This is a genomic window from Streptomyces sp. NPDC027663, assembly GCF_055566415.1.
This window is the reverse complement of record NZ_JBVHSK010000008.1, coordinates 212,500-229,977: the sequence shown is the minus strand read 5'-3', so window position 1 is coordinate 229,977 and position 17,478 is coordinate 212,500. Positions and strand designations below refer to the sequence as shown.

Annotated in this window: 11 protein-coding genes and 1 pseudogene; 8 read left to right on the top strand and 4 right to left on the bottom strand. The window is 72.4% G+C overall.

Going from position 1 to position 17,478, the window contains the following annotated elements; translation table 11 throughout:
- Window positions 1-129: 129 nt before the first annotated feature.
- A complete protein-coding gene (locus ACZ4SF_RS22745; RefSeq protein ID WP_468387318.1) occupies window positions 130-1,053 on the top strand; it encodes a hypothetical protein in 924 nt (307 codons plus the stop codon).
- On the opposite strand, the gene ACZ4SF_RS22740 is transcribed toward ACZ4SF_RS22745, so the two are convergent.
- Window positions 953-2,299: an aminotransferase-like domain-containing protein gene (locus tag ACZ4SF_RS22740; RefSeq protein WP_468387315.1), complete on the bottom strand. Its 1,347-nt coding sequence runs from the start codon at window positions 2,297-2,299 to the stop codon at window positions 953-955. The genes ACZ4SF_RS22745 and ACZ4SF_RS22740 overlap by 101 nt on opposite strands.
- Before the next feature lie 87 nt (window positions 2,300-2,386).
- On the opposite strand from ACZ4SF_RS22740, the gene ACZ4SF_RS22735 reads away from it, so the two are divergent.
- The 6 genes from ACZ4SF_RS22735 to ACZ4SF_RS22710 all read left to right on the top strand — a co-directional run bounded on the left by ACZ4SF_RS22735 (window position 2,387) and on the right by ACZ4SF_RS22710 (window position 10,908).
- On the top strand, window positions 2,387-3,190 hold the full coding sequence (locus ACZ4SF_RS22735) for an alpha/beta fold hydrolase (RefSeq protein ID WP_468387313.1): 804 nt from the start codon (window positions 2,387-2,389) through the stop codon (window positions 3,188-3,190).
- Window positions 3,187-4,143, top strand: a complete 957-nt coding sequence (locus ACZ4SF_RS22730; protein WP_468387310.1) for an endonuclease/exonuclease/phosphatase family protein — start codon at window positions 3,187-3,189, stop codon at window positions 4,141-4,143. The genes ACZ4SF_RS22735 and ACZ4SF_RS22730 overlap by 4 nt, the downstream gene beginning before the upstream one ends.
- A gap of 194 nt (window positions 4,144-4,337) precedes the next feature.
- Entirely contained in the window at window positions 4,338-6,281 is a 1,944-nt protein-coding gene (locus ACZ4SF_RS22725; RefSeq protein WP_468387308.1) for an FUSC family protein, read from the top strand.
- 89 nt (window positions 6,282-6,370) lie between these two features.
- On the top strand, window positions 6,371-8,161 hold the full coding sequence (locus ACZ4SF_RS22720; RefSeq protein WP_468387305.1) for a VWA domain-containing protein: 1,791 nt from the start codon (window positions 6,371-6,373) through the stop codon (window positions 8,159-8,161).
- A gap of 182 nt (window positions 8,162-8,343) precedes the next feature.
- Window positions 8,344-10,059 carry a methionine--tRNA ligase gene (gene metG, locus ACZ4SF_RS22715; protein ID WP_468387302.1) on the top strand — a complete coding sequence of 572 codons (1,716 nt, stop codon included), beginning with the start codon at window positions 8,344-8,346 and terminating at the stop codon, window positions 10,057-10,059.
- A gap of 156 nt (window positions 10,060-10,215) precedes the next feature.
- Complete coding sequence (locus tag ACZ4SF_RS22710) at window positions 10,216-10,908, top strand: hypothetical protein (RefSeq protein WP_468387299.1); 693 nt, start codon at window positions 10,216-10,218, stop codon at window positions 10,906-10,908.
- A gap of 159 nt (window positions 10,909-11,067) precedes the next feature.
- Here ACZ4SF_RS22710 and aspS read toward each other — a convergent pair whose 3' ends face one another.
- Window positions 11,068-12,831: an aspartate--tRNA ligase gene (gene aspS, locus ACZ4SF_RS22705; protein ID WP_468387296.1), complete on the bottom strand. Its 1,764-nt coding sequence runs from the start codon at window positions 12,829-12,831 to the stop codon at window positions 11,068-11,070.
- A gap of 282 nt (window positions 12,832-13,113) precedes the next feature.
- Here aspS and ACZ4SF_RS22700 point away from each other — a divergent pair.
- Window positions 13,114-15,252 (top strand): annotated as a pseudogene (locus ACZ4SF_RS22700) (SpoIIE family protein phosphatase); the annotation flags it as partial.
- On the opposite strand, the gene ACZ4SF_RS22695 reads toward ACZ4SF_RS22700, so the two are convergent.
- Together ACZ4SF_RS22695 and ACZ4SF_RS22690 are read right to left on the bottom strand one after the other, a co-directional pair.
- On the bottom strand, window positions 15,207-16,346 hold the full coding sequence (locus ACZ4SF_RS22695; protein ID WP_468387293.1) for an AI-2E family transporter: 1,140 nt from the start codon (window positions 16,344-16,346) through the stop codon (window positions 15,207-15,209). The pseudogene ACZ4SF_RS22700 and the gene ACZ4SF_RS22695 sit on opposite strands and share 46 nt — an antisense overlap.
- A gap of 147 nt (window positions 16,347-16,493) precedes the next feature.
- Entirely contained in the window at window positions 16,494-17,465 is a 972-nt protein-coding gene (locus tag ACZ4SF_RS22690; protein WP_468387291.1) for a pirin family protein, read from the bottom strand.
- Window positions 17,466-17,478 lie beyond the last annotated feature (13 nt).

Sequence of the window (17,478 nt, the reverse complement as noted above, 5' to 3'; positions counted from 1 at the left end):
AGGAAACACCCGTTCGGGTGAACCCTCCACCCGAGGGCGCAAACCCCGGTTGTGCCAAGGGGGTCGTCCTACCGCCCGAATGCAGTCCTCCCGCTCGCGCCCCGGGCCCCGGGGCCCTTGCCTGGAAGCGTGCCCTCACGCCTCAGGAGTGCCCTGTCGGCCGTACTGATCGCCCTGTCCTGCCTGCTCGTGCCGTTCGGCGCGCTGGCGGCCTGGACGGCGTACGGGCTCGCCGACACGGGCCGCTACGTCACCACGATGGCCCCGCTCGCCGCCGATCCGGACGTGCGGGAAGCCGTCGTGGACACGGTCGGTGACGGCATCTGGCGGGAGGTGGACCAGCACCTGGACATCCGTCCGGTACGCGGCTCGGTCCGCCCGTTCGTGCACGACGCGGTGCGCTCGTTCACCCAGACCCGGGCCTTCCGGCTGGCCTGGGACACCGGCAACCGGGTCACCCACGACGCGGTGCTGCGGGCCCTGCGCGCGGAGGACGAGCGCGCCGTCACCGTCGACCTGGCGCCCGTCACCGCGCAGGTCAAACGCCAGCTCACGCACGACCATGTGCCGCTCGCCGCACGCATCCCGGTGGAGCACACCGCGGTCGCCGTGCTGCCCGCGGGCGAACTGTCCGCGCTCCGGAAGGGGTTCCACGTGCTCGAAGTCGCCGGTTTCTGGCTTCCGGTGACGGCCGTCGCGTTCGCCGTCACCGGCATCGCCCTCGCCGTCCACCGCCGCCGGGCCGTCGCCGCGACCGCGCTGGGCACGGCCCTCGGCGGCGCGCTGCTCACCCTCGCCCTGACCGTCGGCCGCAGCATGACCCTGGCCGACCTGCCCGGCGGTGTGTCCCACGCGGCCGTGGGCGCCGTCTACGACGCCCTCACCGGCACCCTGCGCACGGTCGCCTGGCTGCTGCTCGGGCTCGGCCTCACGGTGGCCCTGGTCGCCTGGATCACCCGGTACCTGCGGCTGCCCCGTCCCGCGCGACGCCGGCGAGGGTCGCCAGCGCCCGCGCCAGCTCCGGCTCCGGCGCCGACGCGAGCCCGAGTCTGACCGCGTCCGGCGTCCGGCCGGGGCCGACGGAGAAGGCCGTGCCGGGGGTGACCGCGATGCCGTGCTCCCGCGCGGCGGCCGTGAAGGTGTCCGCGCGCCACGGGGCGGGCAGCTCCCACCAGGCGAACAGGGCGGACGGGTCGGACCGTACGGCGAACCCGGCGAGAGTCTCGGCGACGAGCCGCTGCCGTCGCCGCGCGTCCTGCCGCTTGGCGGCAACCAGCCGGTCCACGGTCCCGTCACCGAGCCACCGCACGGCCGCCTCCAGCGCGAAGGAGCCCGCGCTCCACCCGCCGGACCGGATGGCCCGCGCCACCGCCTCGGCACGGCCTGCCGGTACGACGGCGAAGCCGACGGTGAGCCCGGGAGCCACCCGCTTGGACAGCCCGTCGACCAGGTGGACCAGCCCCGGTGCGAGCGCGGCGAGCGGGGGAGTGCCGCCCGGGTGCAGGAAGGACCAGATCCGGTCCTCGACCACCGGTGTCCCCAGCCTGTGGACGGTGTCGGCCAGTTCCCGCAGCCGCCCGGCGCTGGTCGTGCGCGAGGTCGGGTTGTGCAGGGTCGGCTGGAGGTAGAGCGCGGACAGGGGTGCGCTGCGGTGGGCGGCTTCGACGGAAACTGGCACGGGCCCTTCCTGGTCCGTGGCGAGCGGTACGAGGATCAGGCCGAGGCGGGCCGCGATCTCCTTCACCAGCGGATACGTCAGCGGCTCCACGCCCACCCGGCCGCCTGGCCGGACCAGGGAGGCGAGGGTGGCGGCAATGGCCTGGCGGGCGTTGCCGGTGAACAGGATGCGTTCCGGTTCCGGCCGCAGCCCGCCCTGCGCCAGCAGGGCGGCAACCGCCTGCCGGGCCGCCGGGGTGCCCGCGGCGGCGGCCGGCCGCAGCGCGTGACCGAGCGCGTCCGGCCGGAGCAGGGGCGCGAGGGCCGGGGCGAGCAGCTCCGACTGACCTGGCACGGACGGGTAGTTGAGTTCCAGGTTCACGACCGCGGTCCCGGTCGCCTCGGTCAGGGCGTGCCCCGGCTGCCCGTCCGGCTCCCCGGCCCGCACGAACGTGCCGCGCCCGACCTCGCCCACCACCATTCCCCGGCGGACGAGTTCGGCGTACACGCGGCCCGCGGTGGACGGGGCGATCCCGTGCCGGCGGGCGAACGCCCGCTGCGGAGGCAGTCGTTGGCCGGGGCAGAGCCGTCCGCCCGTGATGTCGGCCGCGATGCGGTCGGCGATGCGCCGGTAGTCGTCCACAAGTCCCCCTGTTTTCCCACTCGTTGGATTGCACCGAGGGCAAAGATTTTATTGCACCGAGCGATGGGGCGCCCTAGGGTCGTTGCCATGCCCCCCTTCCTCGCATTCGAGGACAAAGACCCTGGAATCGCCTCCCGGGTTCCCCTCGTCCTCGTCCACGGCCACCCCTTCGACCGCACGATGTGGCACCCCCAGCTGACCGAGTTCGCCGCCACCCGCCGGGTGATCGCACCCGACCTGCGCGGATACGGCGCCTCCCCCGTGACCCCGGGCACGGTCCCGCTCTCCCGCCACGCCCAGGACATCGCCGCCCTCCTCGACCACCTGGGCGTGGACGCCTTCGTCCTCGCCGGTCTCTCCATGGGCGGCCAGATCGCCATGGAGTGCGCGGCCCGTTTCGGCGGCCGGATCCGGGGCCTCGTCCTCGCCGACACCTTCCCCGCCGCCGAGAGCCCCGAGGGCCGGCGGAACCGCAACGCCATGGCCGGCCGGCTGCTCGCCGAGGGCATGCGGGGCTACGCCGACGAGGTGCTGGAGAAGATGGTCGCCCCGTACGCCCGCCCCGAGGTCAAGGCCCATGTGCACCGCATGATGACGGCCACCTCGCCGCAGGGCGCCGCGGCGGCCCTGCGCGGCCGGGCCGAACGCCCCGACTACCGGGACCTGTTGACCGGCCTGACCGTGCCGGCCCTGGTCCTCGTCGGCGCCGACGACACCTACACCCCCGTCTCCGACGCCGAGGCCATGCACGCCGCCCTCCCCGACTCCACCCTGCACGTCATCGAGGGCGCCGCCCATCTGCCCAATCTGGAGCGACCCGAGGAGTTCAACCGGGCACTCGGTGATTTCCTGGCGCGGCTGGACGGGCGGACCGTAGGCTCGCCCGTGTGACCCAGCGCCCCGGACGCAGGCTCGGCGCCTGGTGTGCCGGCCTGCTGCTCGCCGGGGTGAGCGTGGTCGTCGGCTGCCGGGTCGCCGACACCGACGGCATCACCCCCGTGCCCCAGCTGCTCGCCTTCCTGCCCTGGCTGCTCGCACCGGCCGGCTTCGCCCTGCTGTGCGCGCTGCTCGCCCGCTGGTGGCCGGGCCTGGTGTGGGGCGTGGCCGTCCTCGGCCTGCTCGCCTGGTACGTGGAGCCGTACGGCAAGACCGGCGAACCCGGCGGACCGCCCCTCGCCACGCTCCGCATACTGACCGCGAACGTCGAGTTCGGCCGCGGCACCCCCGCCCTGGTGCCGGTCCTGCGCGACCGGCGGCCGGACGTGGTCTTCGTGCAGGAGTGTGAAACCACCTGCCGGGCGGCCCTCGACCACGACTTCGCCACCGTCTACCCGCACCGCCGGGCCGTAGAGGCGGACGGCTCCCATGGCTCCCTCATCCTCAGCCGCTTCCCGCTCACACCGGCCGCGGGCGTCCACGGCACGATGGGCATGCCCGGCGCCGTCGCCGACGTCCGCGGCCACCGCGTACGCCTCCAGCTCGCCCACCCCATGCCGCCGCTGCCGGAGCAGCTCGGCCTGTGGCGCCGCGAACTCGGCCGGCTCCGCACGTTCGCCGCCGCCGACACCCGCACTCCCACCATCCTCGCCGGCGACTTCAACGCCTCCCAGGACCACGCCGCCTTCCGTCGCATCCTCGACACCGGCCTGACCGACGCGGCCCGCCTCGCCGGCCACGACCGCGCCCCCAGCTGGCCCGCCCGCACCGCCTCCGTCATCGGCGCCCAGATCGACCACGTCCTGCTCTCCCCGGACTTCACCGCGACCGACGCCCACTTCCTGCGCGTGACCGGCAGCGACCACCGCGCCCTGCTGGTCGACGTCACGCTGCACCAGCGCAGCTGAGAACGGCGCCAGGGAAGAAACACCGCACACGGTGCGGTGAACGGTCTCTCACCTCTGCGGACCGCCGGCGGTGAACGGTCTCCCATCTCCCCGGACCGCCGGCTGTGAGCCGCCCCTCATCTCCCCGGACCGCCCGCGGTGAAGGGTCTCTCCCCGCCCGGGGCCGTGCGCCGCAATCCGGCCATAATGGGCGCATGTCCCGCGAGTTCCCGATCGGCCTCACCCCTCCCGACTGGCTGGTCCGGAACCTCAGACCCGAGCGGGCACCGCTCAACCGGTCCGCCATGGCACGCGCCGCCGTCGCCATGGCCCTCCCCCTCGCGCTCGGTCTCGCCGCCGGCCGCCCCACCTACGGCGCCCTGGCCTCCATGGGCGCCCTGTCCGGCGTCATCGGCGACACCGCCGACGCCTACCGCATGCGCATCCTCAACATCGCCGTCCCGCAGCTCTTCGGCGCGGTCGGCGTGACCCTGGGCACCCTGGCCTACGGCCACGGCTGGTACGCGGTGGCCGCCGTCACCGGGGTCGCCCTGGTCTCCGGCATGATCTCCACGATCGGCGCGGTGGCCTCGGTCTCCGGCCTGCTGCTCCTGCTGAACTGCGTGGTCGGCGCCGGCCTGCCGCTGCCCTCCCCCTGGTGGCTCGCCCCCGCCCTGATGACCGGCGGCGGCCTGCTGGTCCTCCTCCTCGCGCTGCTGGCCTGGCCGCTGCGCGCCGGCATACCCGAACGAGCCGCGGTCGCGGCAACCTACCGAACGGTCGCCGCCCTCCTCGCCACCGCCGGCACCGACCGCACCGAGGAGTACGAGGAGGCCCGCCGCACCGTCACCCAGTCCCTGAACCAGTCGTACGACCTGATCCTGGCCCGGCGCGCCCGCCAGCACGGGCGCAGCCCCGAACTCACCCGCATGCTCGCCCGGTTGAACGCGATCACCCCGGTCATCGAGGCGGCCCCCGCGGCCCACCTGGCAGCCCGCCCGCTCCCCCCGCAGATCCCCGAGGCAGTCCACCGCCTGGCCGACGCCGTGGAGTCGGACGGCACGCCCCCGACTCCCCCGCACCTGCCCCTCCCCACCACGGAGACGGGCCGGGCGGTGGACCACGCCCTGCGGCACGCGGCCGAGGTCGTCACCGCGCCCGACGCGGACCCCCGGGGCATCGACGACCGCCTGGGCCGGCCGGCAGCCCTCGGCATCCGCACGGCACGCGCGGCACGCACCGTCGTCCTGTCCGCCGGCTCCTGGCGCTACGGCATACGGCTGGCGGTCTGCATCGGAATCGCCCAGGCCCTGGTCTCCCTGGTCCTCGTCCCCCGCTCCTACTGGGTCGCCCTGACCATCACCTTCGTCCTCAAGCCCGACTTCGGCTCGGTCTTCTCCCGCGCCCTGCTGCGCGCCCTGGGCACGGTGGCCGGCCTGGTGCTCGCGGCCGTGGTCCTGGCCGAGGTCCCGCTCGGCTGGTGGGACGTGCCGGCCCTCTTCCTCCTGGCCCCCCTCATCCCGGCCCTCACCCCGCGGGGCTACGGCTACCAGACGGCGGCCATCACCCCGGTGATCCTGCTCCTCTCGGACATCCTCAACCACCAGGGCACGGCACTGCTGCTGCCCCGGCTGAACGACTCCCTGCTCGGCTGCGCGATCGCCCTGACCGCGGGCTACCTCTTCTGGCCGGAGAGCTGGCACACCCGCGTGGGCGACCGCCTGGCCGACGCGGTGGCGGACACGGCGACGTACGTCGAGACGGCTTTCGGCCCCACCCCCGACCCCTCCGCCCACGCCCGTATGCGCCGACGCCTCTACCGTGACCTCTCCGTCATCCGCACCGAGTTCCAGCGGGCGCTGACCGAGCCACCGCCGACCGGCCGGCGCGCCGCGGCGTGGTGGCCGCTGGTCGTGGCCGTGGAACGCATCGTGGACGCCACGACGGCGGCGCGCGTGCGTGTCCGCCACGGGGCCCCGCACCCGTCCACCGCCGAGATCGCGCAGGTGGCGCTGCAGCTTCGAGAGCTGTCCGAGGGCGTCCGGAGCGCGGAGACCCTGATCGCCGTCCGCACCGACCTCACCGGCCCCTCGAGCAGCGTCCTCGAACCCCTCCGCCAGGAGGTCGCCGCGGCCCGCGCAATCGCCTCCCCACACTGACGCGGTCTCGCCATACGGGGCCGCTAACCTTACGTGTCCGTCCTGGCCAGCGATTGACGGGTTACAACCTCACGCGAAGGGTTGCGCACATGGGCATTCTCACTCTCCTGCGGAACGCATTCGGCCGCTCACGCAAGGCACGAGCCACCGAAGCGGAGGGTGCGGAACGCCTCCCGGCGCAGTCCGCGTCCCCCGAACCGACGACGACGCTCCCGGAGCCCCGCCAGTCGGACTCCGATGAACACGAACTGGTCTCAGCGGCCTTCGACAAGGTGACGGTCCCCCACCCCACGCCCGCAACCGACTCAGCGGAAACGGCCCGGACCAGCACCGAACAGCTGAACCCCGAGGACAGCTCCGAGAAGAGCACCGGGCAGGAAGAGACCGAGCAGCCGGCGGCCGAGTCCGAGCCGCGCGCGGAAGCAGACGTGCCGGCTGAGCCTCAGCCGCCGGCGGAAGCGACGCCCACCCCGGAAGCAGAGGCAGCGACCCAGCCGGAAGCGAAGGCGGCGGCCGAATCCGAGCCGCAGGCCGAAGCGGACGCGACGGACGAGCAGCCGAAGACAGAAGCGACACCGGAGCCCGAGCCGCAGGCGGCAGCAGCGGCCGAGCCCGAGCCGCAGACGGAAGCAACCACCGAGCCCGAGCCGAAGGCAGCGGCCGAGCCCGAGCCGGAGACGGAAGCAGCCACCGAGCCCGAGCCGCAGACCGCAGCCGAGGACGAGCCCGAGCCGAAGGCAGCGGCCGAGCCCGAGCCGGAGGCGGCAGCAGCGGCCGAGCCGGAGACGGAAGCAGCCACCGAACTCGAGCCGAAGGCAGCAGCCCACTCCGAGCCGGAGACGGCAGCAGCGGCCGAGGACGAGCCGGAGACCGCAGCCGAGGACGTGACGGTTGCTGCGGAGGAATCCGGCACGCCCACCACCGCGTCCGCCGCAGCACCCACCACCGCGTCCACCACCGCGCCCACCGGCCCGCAGGCCGCCGACGGCGAGGACGCCCCACAGGAGGCACCCGCACCCGACAACGAGACCCGCACGGGTGGTGCGGGTGGGAACACGGACGCCGAAGGCGAAGCCGAGGCGGCGGCGCAGGCGACCCTCACGGGTGGGACCACGCACGCCGAAGGCGAAGCCGAGGCGGCGGCTCAGACGACCCGCACGGGTGGAACCACGCACCCCGAAGGCGAAGCCGAGGCCGCGGACGGCAAGCCGCAGCCCGCCACCCCCCTCGCCGCCCTCAAGTCCCGCACCCCCTCCCTCACCACCGCCTACAAGGCCGCCACAGCCACCCTCAAGAAGACCGACCTCACCGGCACCCGAGCGAAGCTCTACCTCGTGCTGGACCGCTCCGCGAGCATGCGCCCGTACTACAAGGACGGCTCCGCCCAGGCCCTCGCCGACCAGACCCTCGCCCTCGCCGCCCACCTGGACCCCGAGGCCACGGTCCACGTCGTCTTCTTCTCGACGGAGGTCGACGGCACCACCGACCTCACCCTCACCCCCGAGCACGAGACGAAGATCGACGACGTCCACGCCTCGCTCGGCCGCATGGGCCGTACCAGCTACCACGCCGCCGTCGAGGCCGTCCTCGCCCACCACGAGAAGAACGCCGCTCCCGGCACCCCGGCACTGGTGATCTTCCAGACCGACGGCGCCCCCGACGCCAAGACCCCCGCCACCCAGTCCCTCACCGAGGCCGCGAAGAACCACCCTTCCGTGTTCTTCTCGTTCGTCGCGTTCGGTGAGCACGACAACAAGGCCTTCGACTACCTCCGCAAACTGAAGACCGACAACACGTCCTTCTTCCACGCGGGCCCCACCCCCCGCGAGCTGACGGACACCGAGCTGTACGCGGGCGTACTGGCGAACTGGCGCCCGTAGCCGCACCACCCGGGGGCCCCTCCGGGGGCCCCGCCCCGTACCCCTCGTGACTCTGCGCGACTCGTGACTCTGCGCACCCGGTGCCGCCCGCTTCTCAGCCCGTAAAACGGGAGGCGGGCGGCATACACACGTCGGCTACGATTTCAAGGTTCGTACACATAGCGACCTGGGAGCAGCCCGCGATGGCTCGACACCTCATCACCAGCGCCCTTCCGTACATCAACGGGATCAAGCACCTGGGCAACATGGTGGGGTCCATGCTCCCGGCGGACGTGTACTCCCGGTACCTCCGCCAGCGTGGCCACGACGTCCTCTACATCTGCGCGACGGACGAGCACGGCACCCCCGCCGAGCTGGCCGCCAAGGAGCAGGGTCTGCCGGTCGCCGAGTTCTGCGCGCAGGCGCACGACGCCCAGAAGGCCATCTACGACGGCTTCGCGCTGGCCTTCGACTACTTCGGCCGCAGCTCCAGCCCGGAGAACCGCGACATCACCCAGCACTTCGCCCGCAAGCTGAACGAGAACGGGTTCATCGAGGAGCGGGCGATCCGCCAGGTCTACAGCCCGGCCGACGGACGCTTCCTGCCGGACCGCTATGTCGAGGGCACCTGCCCGCACTGCGGTTACGACAAGGCCCGCGGCGACCAGTGCGAGAACTGCACCCGTGTGCTGGACCCGACCGACCTGATCAACCCGCGCTCGGCGATCTCCGGCTCCACGGACCTGGAGGTCCGCGAGACCAAGCACCTCTTCCTGCTCCAGTCCAAGCTGCAGCACGAGGTCGAGGCCTGGGTCGCCCGGCACGAGGACGACTGGCCGCAGCTGGCCTCCTCCATCGCCCGCAAGTGGCTGAACGAGGGCCTGCACGACCGCGCGATCACGCGTGACCTGGACTGGGGCGTCCCGGTCCCGGCGGACACCTGGCCGGAGCTGGCCGCCGAGGGCAAGGTCTTCTACGTCTGGTTCGACGCCCCGATCGAGTACATCGGCGCGACGAAGGAGTGGGCCGACCAGGACCCGGAGAACCGGGACTGGAAGGCGTGGTGGTACGACGCCGACGAGACCGTGCGCTACACCGAGTTCATGGCCAAGGACAACGTCCCGTTCCACACGGTGATGTTCCCGGCCACCGAGCTGGGCGTGCGCGAGCCGTGGAAGAAGGTCGACTACGTCAAGGCCTTCAACTGGCTGACGTACTACGGCGGCAAGTTCTCCACCTCGCAGAAGCGGGGCGTCTTCACCGACCAGGCCCTGGAGATCCTCCCGGCGGACTACTGGCGCTATTTCCTGATCGCCAACGCCCCGGAGTCGGACGACTCGTCCTTCACCTGGGAGCACTTCACGGCCACGGTCAACAAGGACCTCGCCGACACCCTCGGCAACTTCGTCAACCGCGTCCTGTCCTTCTCCAGGAAGCGTTTCGGCGAGGAGGTCCCGGCCGGCGGTGAGCCCGGCGAGGCGGAGGCGAAGCTGGGCGAGGAGATCGCCCGCCTGCTCGCGGAGTACGAGGAGCACATGGAGGCCCTCCAGTTCCGCAAGGCGGCGGCGGCCCTTCGTGCCCTGTGGTCGGCCGGCAACTCCTACCTGGAGGAGAAGGCCCCCTGGCTGGAGATCAAGACGAACAAGGACGGCGCGGCCCTCACGCTGCGTACGGCCATGAACCTGATCCACCTGTACGCGGTGGTCTCCGAGCCGTTCATCCCGGCGACGGCCAAGGTCATGCGGGAGGTGTTCTCCCTGGCGCAGGACACCGCCGTCTGGGTCACCGCCGAGGAGGCGAAGGCCCTGGCCGCCGTCCCGTCCGGCACCCCGTTCACGGTCCCGCCGGTCCTGTTCGCCAAGCTGACGGACGAGGACCTGGCCACGTACAAGGAGCGTTTCGGCGGCGAGGAAGGCTGACCGAGGACCCGTCCACGTGAGACGGCGCCGAGCCGACGGGCTCGGCGCCCTCGCGCGTACGGTCCCCGCCTGCTTCGGCACGCCGGCGAGGCCTTCGGGCACCTCCGTGAACCCCGTCGTCGCGCATGTGTGGCAGGAAGCCGGAAAAATCATCCCGTGGACATCCCCGAACCCCATCACCGGCTACTGGCGGACGTCGTCCCGGCGGGCGGCCCGCACGGTCTGGTCCTGGCCGGTGGCTACGCCCTGCAGGCCCACGGACTGTTGCGGCGCCCGCACGCGGACCTCGACCTCGCCACCGAGAGTCCCGCGGCGATGGCGGACATCGCCGCGGCCGTCGGCGCGGCCCTGGAGGCCCGGGGGCGGCAGGTGCGGACGGGTGCCGTCACCGCGCGGACGGCGCAGCTGACGGTCACGGACCCGCCGACCGGCGACAGCTGCGCGCTCGGGCTGCACAAGGAGGCGTTCTGGCAGCCGCCGGACCTCACCGAGTACGGCCCGGCGCTCTCCCTGGAGGACGCGGTCGGCACGAAGATCCGCGCGCTGTACGACCGGGGCGCCGCCGTCGACCTCATCGACGCCCAGGCCTGCGCGGCCCGGTTCTCCCTGCCCGCCCTGGAGGAACTCGGCCGCCGGCACGCCCACGACCCCTTCGACCTGTCCACCCTCCAGTCCCGGCTGACGGGCACGGAGTTCTACTCCGACCGTGACTTCCTCCGGTACGGCCTGGACGAAGACGGGGTGGCCGCCCTGCGCGCCTGGGCCCAGCGCTGGTCCGACGACATCGCCGAGCGGCTGCTGGAGGACGGTGCGTCCCCGGACACCGAGACCGACGAGCAGGACGGCTGACGACGGCGGCCGACGACGGCCGTCAGCTGCCCCGTCCCGGAGGTTTCGGTCATGCTCCGGGGCCGTAGGGGGCACAAGCTGTCACCGGGCCCGGGGACGGCTGTGCGCGCCGGCCGTCGAGAGCGAGTCAGGACAGACAGGCGCGCACAGCGGGGCTTGCTACTTCGGCTGCGGCTTCCTGATGTTCAGGTGCAGCTCGCGCAGGCGGGACTCGTCCAGCTCGGTCGGGGCGCCCATCATCAGGTCCTGGGCGTTGCCGTTGAGCGGGAAGGCGATCGTCTCGCGGATGTTGGGCTCGTCCGCGAGGAGCATGACGATGCGGTCCACGCCCGGGGCGATGCCGCCGTGCGGCGGGGCGCCGAAGCGGAACGCGCGGAGCATGCCGGCGAACTTCTCCTCGACGGTCTCACGGTCGTAGCCCGCGATCTCGAAGGCCTTGAGCATGATCTCCGGCTCGTGGTTCCGGATCGCGCCGGAGGACAGCTCGACGCCGTTGCAGACGATGTCGTACTGCCAGCCCAGGATGTCCAGCGGGTCCTGGGTCTGCAGGGCCTCCAGGCCGCCCTGCGGCATGGAGAAGGGGTTGTGCGAGAAGTCGATCGCGCCGGTGTCCTCGTCCTTCTCGTACATCGGGAAGTCGACGATCCAGCAGAAGCGGAAGACGTTCTCCTCGAACTGGCCGGCCCGCTTGGCCGCCTCGACACGGACCGCGCCCATGACCTTGGAGACCTCGTCGAACTCGCCCGCGCCGAAGAACACGGCGTGACCGGGGGCCAGCGAGAGCCGCTTGGTCAGCTCGGCGACGTTCTCCTCGGTGAGGAACTTCGCGATCGGGCCGGACAGCGCGCCGTCCTCGCCGACGCGGACCCAGGCCAGGCCCTTCGCGCCCAGCGAGATCGCGAACTCGCCGAGCTGGTCGAAGAACTTGCGCGGCTGGTCCTGGACGGCCGGGACCGGCAGGGCACGCACGTGCTTGCCGGCGAACGCCTTGAACTCCGAGCCCTCGAAGACGTCGGTGATGTCCACCAGCTCCAGCTTGGCGCGCAGGTCCGGCTTGTCCGAGCCGTACTTGAGCATCGCCTCGCGGAACGGGATCCGCGGGAAGGGGGACGTCACATGACGGCCGTTGCCGAACTCCTCGAACAGCTCGGTCATCAGCTGCTCGATCGGCTGGAAGACGTCCTCCTGCTCGACGAAGCTCATCTCGACGTCGAGCTGGTAGAACTCGCCCGGCGAGCGGTCGGCGCGGGCGTCCTCGTCGCGGAAGCAGGGCGCGATCTGGAAGTAGCGGTCGAAGCCGGAGATCATCAGCAGCTGCTTGAACTGCTGCGGGGCCTGCGGCAGCGCGTAGAACTTGCCGGGGTTCAGGCGGGACGGCACCACGAAGTCACGGGCGCCCTCGGGGGAGGTGGCGGACAGGATCGGCGTCGCCATCTCGTTGAAGCCCAGCGCCGTCATCTTGTGACGGATCGCCGAGATGACCGCCGTACGCAGCATGATGTTGCGGTGCATGCGCTCGCGGCGCAGGTCCAGGAAGCGGTACTCCAGGCGCCGCTCCTCGTTGACCCCGTCCTCGGCGTTGATGGTGAAGGGCAGCGGCTGGGCCGAACCGAGCAGCTCGACGTCGGCGACCTCGACCTCGATCTCACCCGTGGGCAGGTCGGGGTTCACGTTCTCGGTTCCACGTGAAACGACGCGGCCGTCGATGCGGACCGTGGACTCCTTGGAGATCTTGTCCAGCGCCTCGTACGCGGGCGTGCCGGGGCGGGCGACCAGCTGCGTGATGCCGTAGTGGTCGCGCAGATCGATGAAGAGGATGCCGCCCAGGTCGCGCCGATTGTGCAGCCAGCCACTCAGCCGGACGTCGGTGCCGACGTCAGAGGCGCGGAGCTGGCCGCAGGTGTGGGACCTGTACCGATGCATCGTCGTTCATCGTCCTTCGTGGTGGGGTTTCTCCTGCCGGCTCTGCGGACCGGCGGGAACGGGCACGGGGCCCGGACCCATCAAGGGTACCGGGCACGCCAAGATCGCCTCCCCACCATTTCCCCGGCACGCCCGGCACCGGCCCCCCGCGTCCGGCGGCGGCTGCCCCCCGTGTTCGGCCGCACCTGCTCCCCGTGTTCGGCCGCACCTACAACAGCAGCTCTTCCCCCTCAGATCTTCTTACAGTGGCACTTATCGATCTGATCTTCATAAAGTAGGGCAATGCGCACAGGCGAGCCGCTGCCGTCCGTCGAGGACGTCCTCGGCGCCCTCGCAACCGGGCTGTGGCACTGGGACACCGCCGCCGGGTTGGTCACCGTGGACGCGGAGGCGGCGCGGCTGCTCGGACTTCCCCCGGAGCCGGCCGCCCTCACGGAGGCCCAGGCCCGGGCCCGGCTGCACCCGGTCGACTGGAACGAGATCACCGGCGTGGTCCGCCTCGCGGTCGCCGAGGGCACCCTCGCCGAGGTGCGCATCCGGATCATGGACGGTGACGGGCAGATCCTGCGTGTCGTCCGCAGCCGCTCCAAGCCCTCCTACGACCCCGATCACCAGGCCTACGAGCTGATCGGCACCCTCCAGGAGGTGACCGAGCCGACCCCGGGCACGGCGGCGGGCCGCAGCGCGGTCACCGGGGACTGGCGGCGCTCACGGGAGGCCTTCCTGCTGGACGCGGGCCGGGCGCTGGCGGAGGCGCGGTCCACGGCGGAGGTGCTGCGGGTCGCCGGCGCCCTGTCCATGCCGGGGTTCTCGCCGGACGGGCTCGTGGTGTTCGGGGTGGAGGGCGACCGGCTGACGATCACCGGCCAGCACGGGCACCAGCCCGGCACCATGAACCCCTTCTCGCACATGCCGCTGCACACCGACTACCCGGCCGCCGAGGTCGTCCGCACCGGCCGGGCCGTCTATCTCTCCTCGCCCGAGGAGTACAAGCAGCGCTACCCGGTCACCTGGCCGCTCGCCCGGGTCTTCGGGCGCCGCTCCTGGGCGTTCCTGCCGCTGACCGTGGCCGGGCGCACGATGGGCGCCTGGATGGCGGCCTTCACCTATCCGGTCGCGTTCACGCCCGACGAGCGGGCCGTGCTGACCACGGTCGCCCGGATGCTCGCCCAGGCGCTGTCCCGGGCCGGTGCCGCCGAGTCCGAGCGGGAGCTGACGGACGGCCTGCAGCGCTCCATGCTGCCGTCGCTGGGCCCGGAGATCCCGGGCATGAAGGTCGCCGCCCGGTACATCCCGACCGGCGGCGGACTCCAGGTCGGCGGCGACTGGTACGACATGATCCCGCTGCCCTCCGGCCGGTTCGCGCTGGTCATCGGGGACGTCCAGGGCCATGACGTGCGCGCGGCCGGTCTCATGGGCCAGCTGCGGATCGCGCTGCGCGCCTACGCCTCGGAGGGCCACCGCCCGGACGCCGTCCTCTCCCGCGCCTCCCGCTTCCTGCACGGCATCACGCACGACGAGCACATGGCCGACCTGCGCTTCGCGACCTGCCTGTACGCGGAGACCGACCCGGCGTCGGGGGCGCTGGAGATCGCCCGCGCCGGGCACCCGCACCCGGTGATCCGGATGGCCGACGGCACGGTGATGATGCGGCCGACCGCGGGCGGGCTGCCACTGGGCCTCGACCCGGACGCCGACTACCCGACGACCCGGTTCTCCCTCGAACCCGGCGAGACGCTGATGCTGTGCACCGACGGCCTGATCGAGACCGGCGGCCATGACATGGAGAGCGGCTGGCGGCGGCTGCGCGCGATTTTGGAGGACCACCGGGACGACCTGGAGTCACTGGCCGACGACCTGGTCCAGGGCGTGCACGGCCCGTCGTCGCACCACACTCCCGGCCCGCTGGCCGACCGGCGCGAGGACGACATCGCGCTGCTGCTGCTGTGCCGGCCGGGAGAGGGCTGCGGCTGCGGCGCCACCGTCGGCGTGCGGCCGACGGTGCGGCGCACCCTGCTGTCGGTGGCGCAGGACGAGCCGGACCGGATCGCCGAGGCCCGCCAGCACCTGCGGGAGCTGCTGCACGACTGGGCGTCGGCCGACCAGCTGGACTCGGCGGTGCTGCTGGTCTCGGAGATGGTCACCAACGTGCTGGTGCACACCGACGCCGACGCGCTGCTGCTCGCCGAGGTCACGGGTGAGGGCGGCGGACGGCGGCTGCGGGTGGAGGTCTTCGACACCGGCGACGACCTGCCGCACCGGCGCCGCCCCGGCGAACTTGCCTCCTCCGGCCGTGGCCTGATGCTGATCGAAATCCTTGCGGACGCGTGGGGGGTCGACCCGCGGGGCGAGGGCAAGAGCATCTGGTTCGAGCTCTACGAGTCCGGGAAGTCGGAGTCCGGCGTATCGGAGTCCGGGGCGTCGGAAGACGGTGTGCCGGAGGACGATGTACCGGAGGACGATGTGCCGGAGGACGATGTGCCGGAGGACGTGGCGTAACGGTCCCTCAGTTCCGCCCCGACCCCGAAGGCCGCCGCCGTCAGCGGGACCGCGAGGAGCATGCCGAGGATGCCGGCGACGGAGGCGCCCCCCGTGATCGTCACCATCACCACGGCCGGATGCATCTGCACGGTCCGGCTCTGGATCACCGGCTGCAGCACATGCCCCTCCAGCACCTGCACGGCGAGCACCACCCCGAGCGCCCACAGCGCGATGACGAAGCCCCGGTCGGCGAGGGCGACCAGCACGGCCACCGCGCCGGAGAGGAAGGCGCCGAGATAGGGGATGTAGGCGGCGACGAAGACCAGCGCGCCGAGCCCGACCGCGCCGGGCACCCGCAGGATCAGCAGGCCGACGGTGATGCACAGGGCGTCGATGAGGGCGATGAAGGTCGTACCGCGCATGAACCCCTCCACCGCCGCGAAGGCGCGCCGGCCGACGGCCTCCACGGTGTCGGCGGTGCCGCCGGGCGCGAGGGAGCGCACGGCGCCGACGATCCGGTGGGAGTCGCGCAGGAAGAAGAAGACGAGCAGCAGCGCGAGCACGGCCATGGCGATGCTCTCGGCGACGACGCTGACCCCGCTGATGACGTTGGAGGCGGCCGTCCCGCCGAACCTGCGCAGCAGCTCGCCCGAGTTGGCGGCAAGGTCGTCGAGTCCGGTCCCTGCGGCACCGAAGTGCCGTGAGACGGCCTTGGCGGCCTCCCGGAGCGAGGAGACGATCTGCCCGCCGTTGTCGATGAGGGCGGCCACGACGATGTAGACGGCACCACCGACGACGGCCACCACGGCGATACAGGTGAGCCCGGCCGCCAGCGACCGCTGCACCCCGGCCCGCACCAGACTCCGGTACAGCGGTCCGAGCAGCGCGGTCCCGAGCAGCGCGAGCAGCACCGGGATGACGGCCGTACGCAGCTCCCCGCACAGCCGCACACCGACCCAGCCCAACCCGGCGGCGAGCAGCAGTACGGCACACCAGGCGGCGAACCGGCGAACGGGAGCGGGCAGGAGCGACACGCGTCCACCCGATCATGAACCCCGCCGGCTGTCCTGCGGCACGGGGCCGGGCGGGTGAGTCCGCCCGGCGTCAGTGGCGAAGCGACCGTGACCGGCAGACCCGCTGCACGGCCCGGCCGGAGCACCGGCCGACCGGGCGCCGACGGGTCAGATTCCGCCCTCGGTCATGCCGTGCACCGCGGGAATCGTGCCGAGCCGGCCCTTCTGGAAGTCCTCGAAGGCCTGCATCAGCTCGTCCTTGGTGTTCATGACGAACGGGCCGTAGTGCGCCATCGGTTCACGGATCGGCTGCCCGCCGAGGAGGACGACCTCCAGGTCGGGGGTGTGGGAGTCCTGCTTCTCGTCCGCGCGGACGGTCAGTGCCCCGCCGTTGCCGAAGACCGCGGTCTGTCCGAGACGGATCGGACGCCGCTCGGCACCCACGGTGCCGCGGCCCGCGAGCACGTACGCCAGACCGTTGAAGTCCTCCCGCCACGGCAGGGTGATCTCCGCGCCGGGGGCGAGAGTCGCGTGGATCATGGTGATCGGGGTGTGCGTGATGCCGGGACCGGCGTGCCCGTCCAGCTCACCGGCGATGACACGCAGCAGCGCGCCGCCGTCGGGGGAGGTGAGCAGCTGGACGTTGCCGCCGCGGATGTCCTGGTAGCGCGGGGCCATCATCTTGTCCTTCGCCGGGAGGTTCACCCACAGCTGCAGGCCGTGGAAGAGGCCGCCGGACATGACGAGGTGCTCCGGCGGCGCCTCGATGTGCAGCAGGCCCGAGCCGGCTGTCATCCACTGGGTGTCGCCGTTGGTGATGGTGCCGCCACCGCCCTGGGAGTCCTGGTGATCGAAGATCCCGTCGATGATGTAGGTGACGGTCTCGAAGCCCCTGTGCGGATGCCACGGGGTCCCCTTCGGCTCCCCGGGCTGGTACTCCACCTCACCCATCTGATCCATCATGATGAACGGGTCGAGATGGCGGTAGTTGATCCCGGCGAACGCCCGGCGCACCGGGAAGCCCTCGCCCTCGAACCCGCTCGGGGCCGTCGTGACGGCGAGCACGGGGCGGGCCACCACGTCGGCGGGAGCGGTCACGCGGGGCAGGGTCAGCGGGTTCTCGACGGTCACTGCAGGCATGGTGGGTACCTCC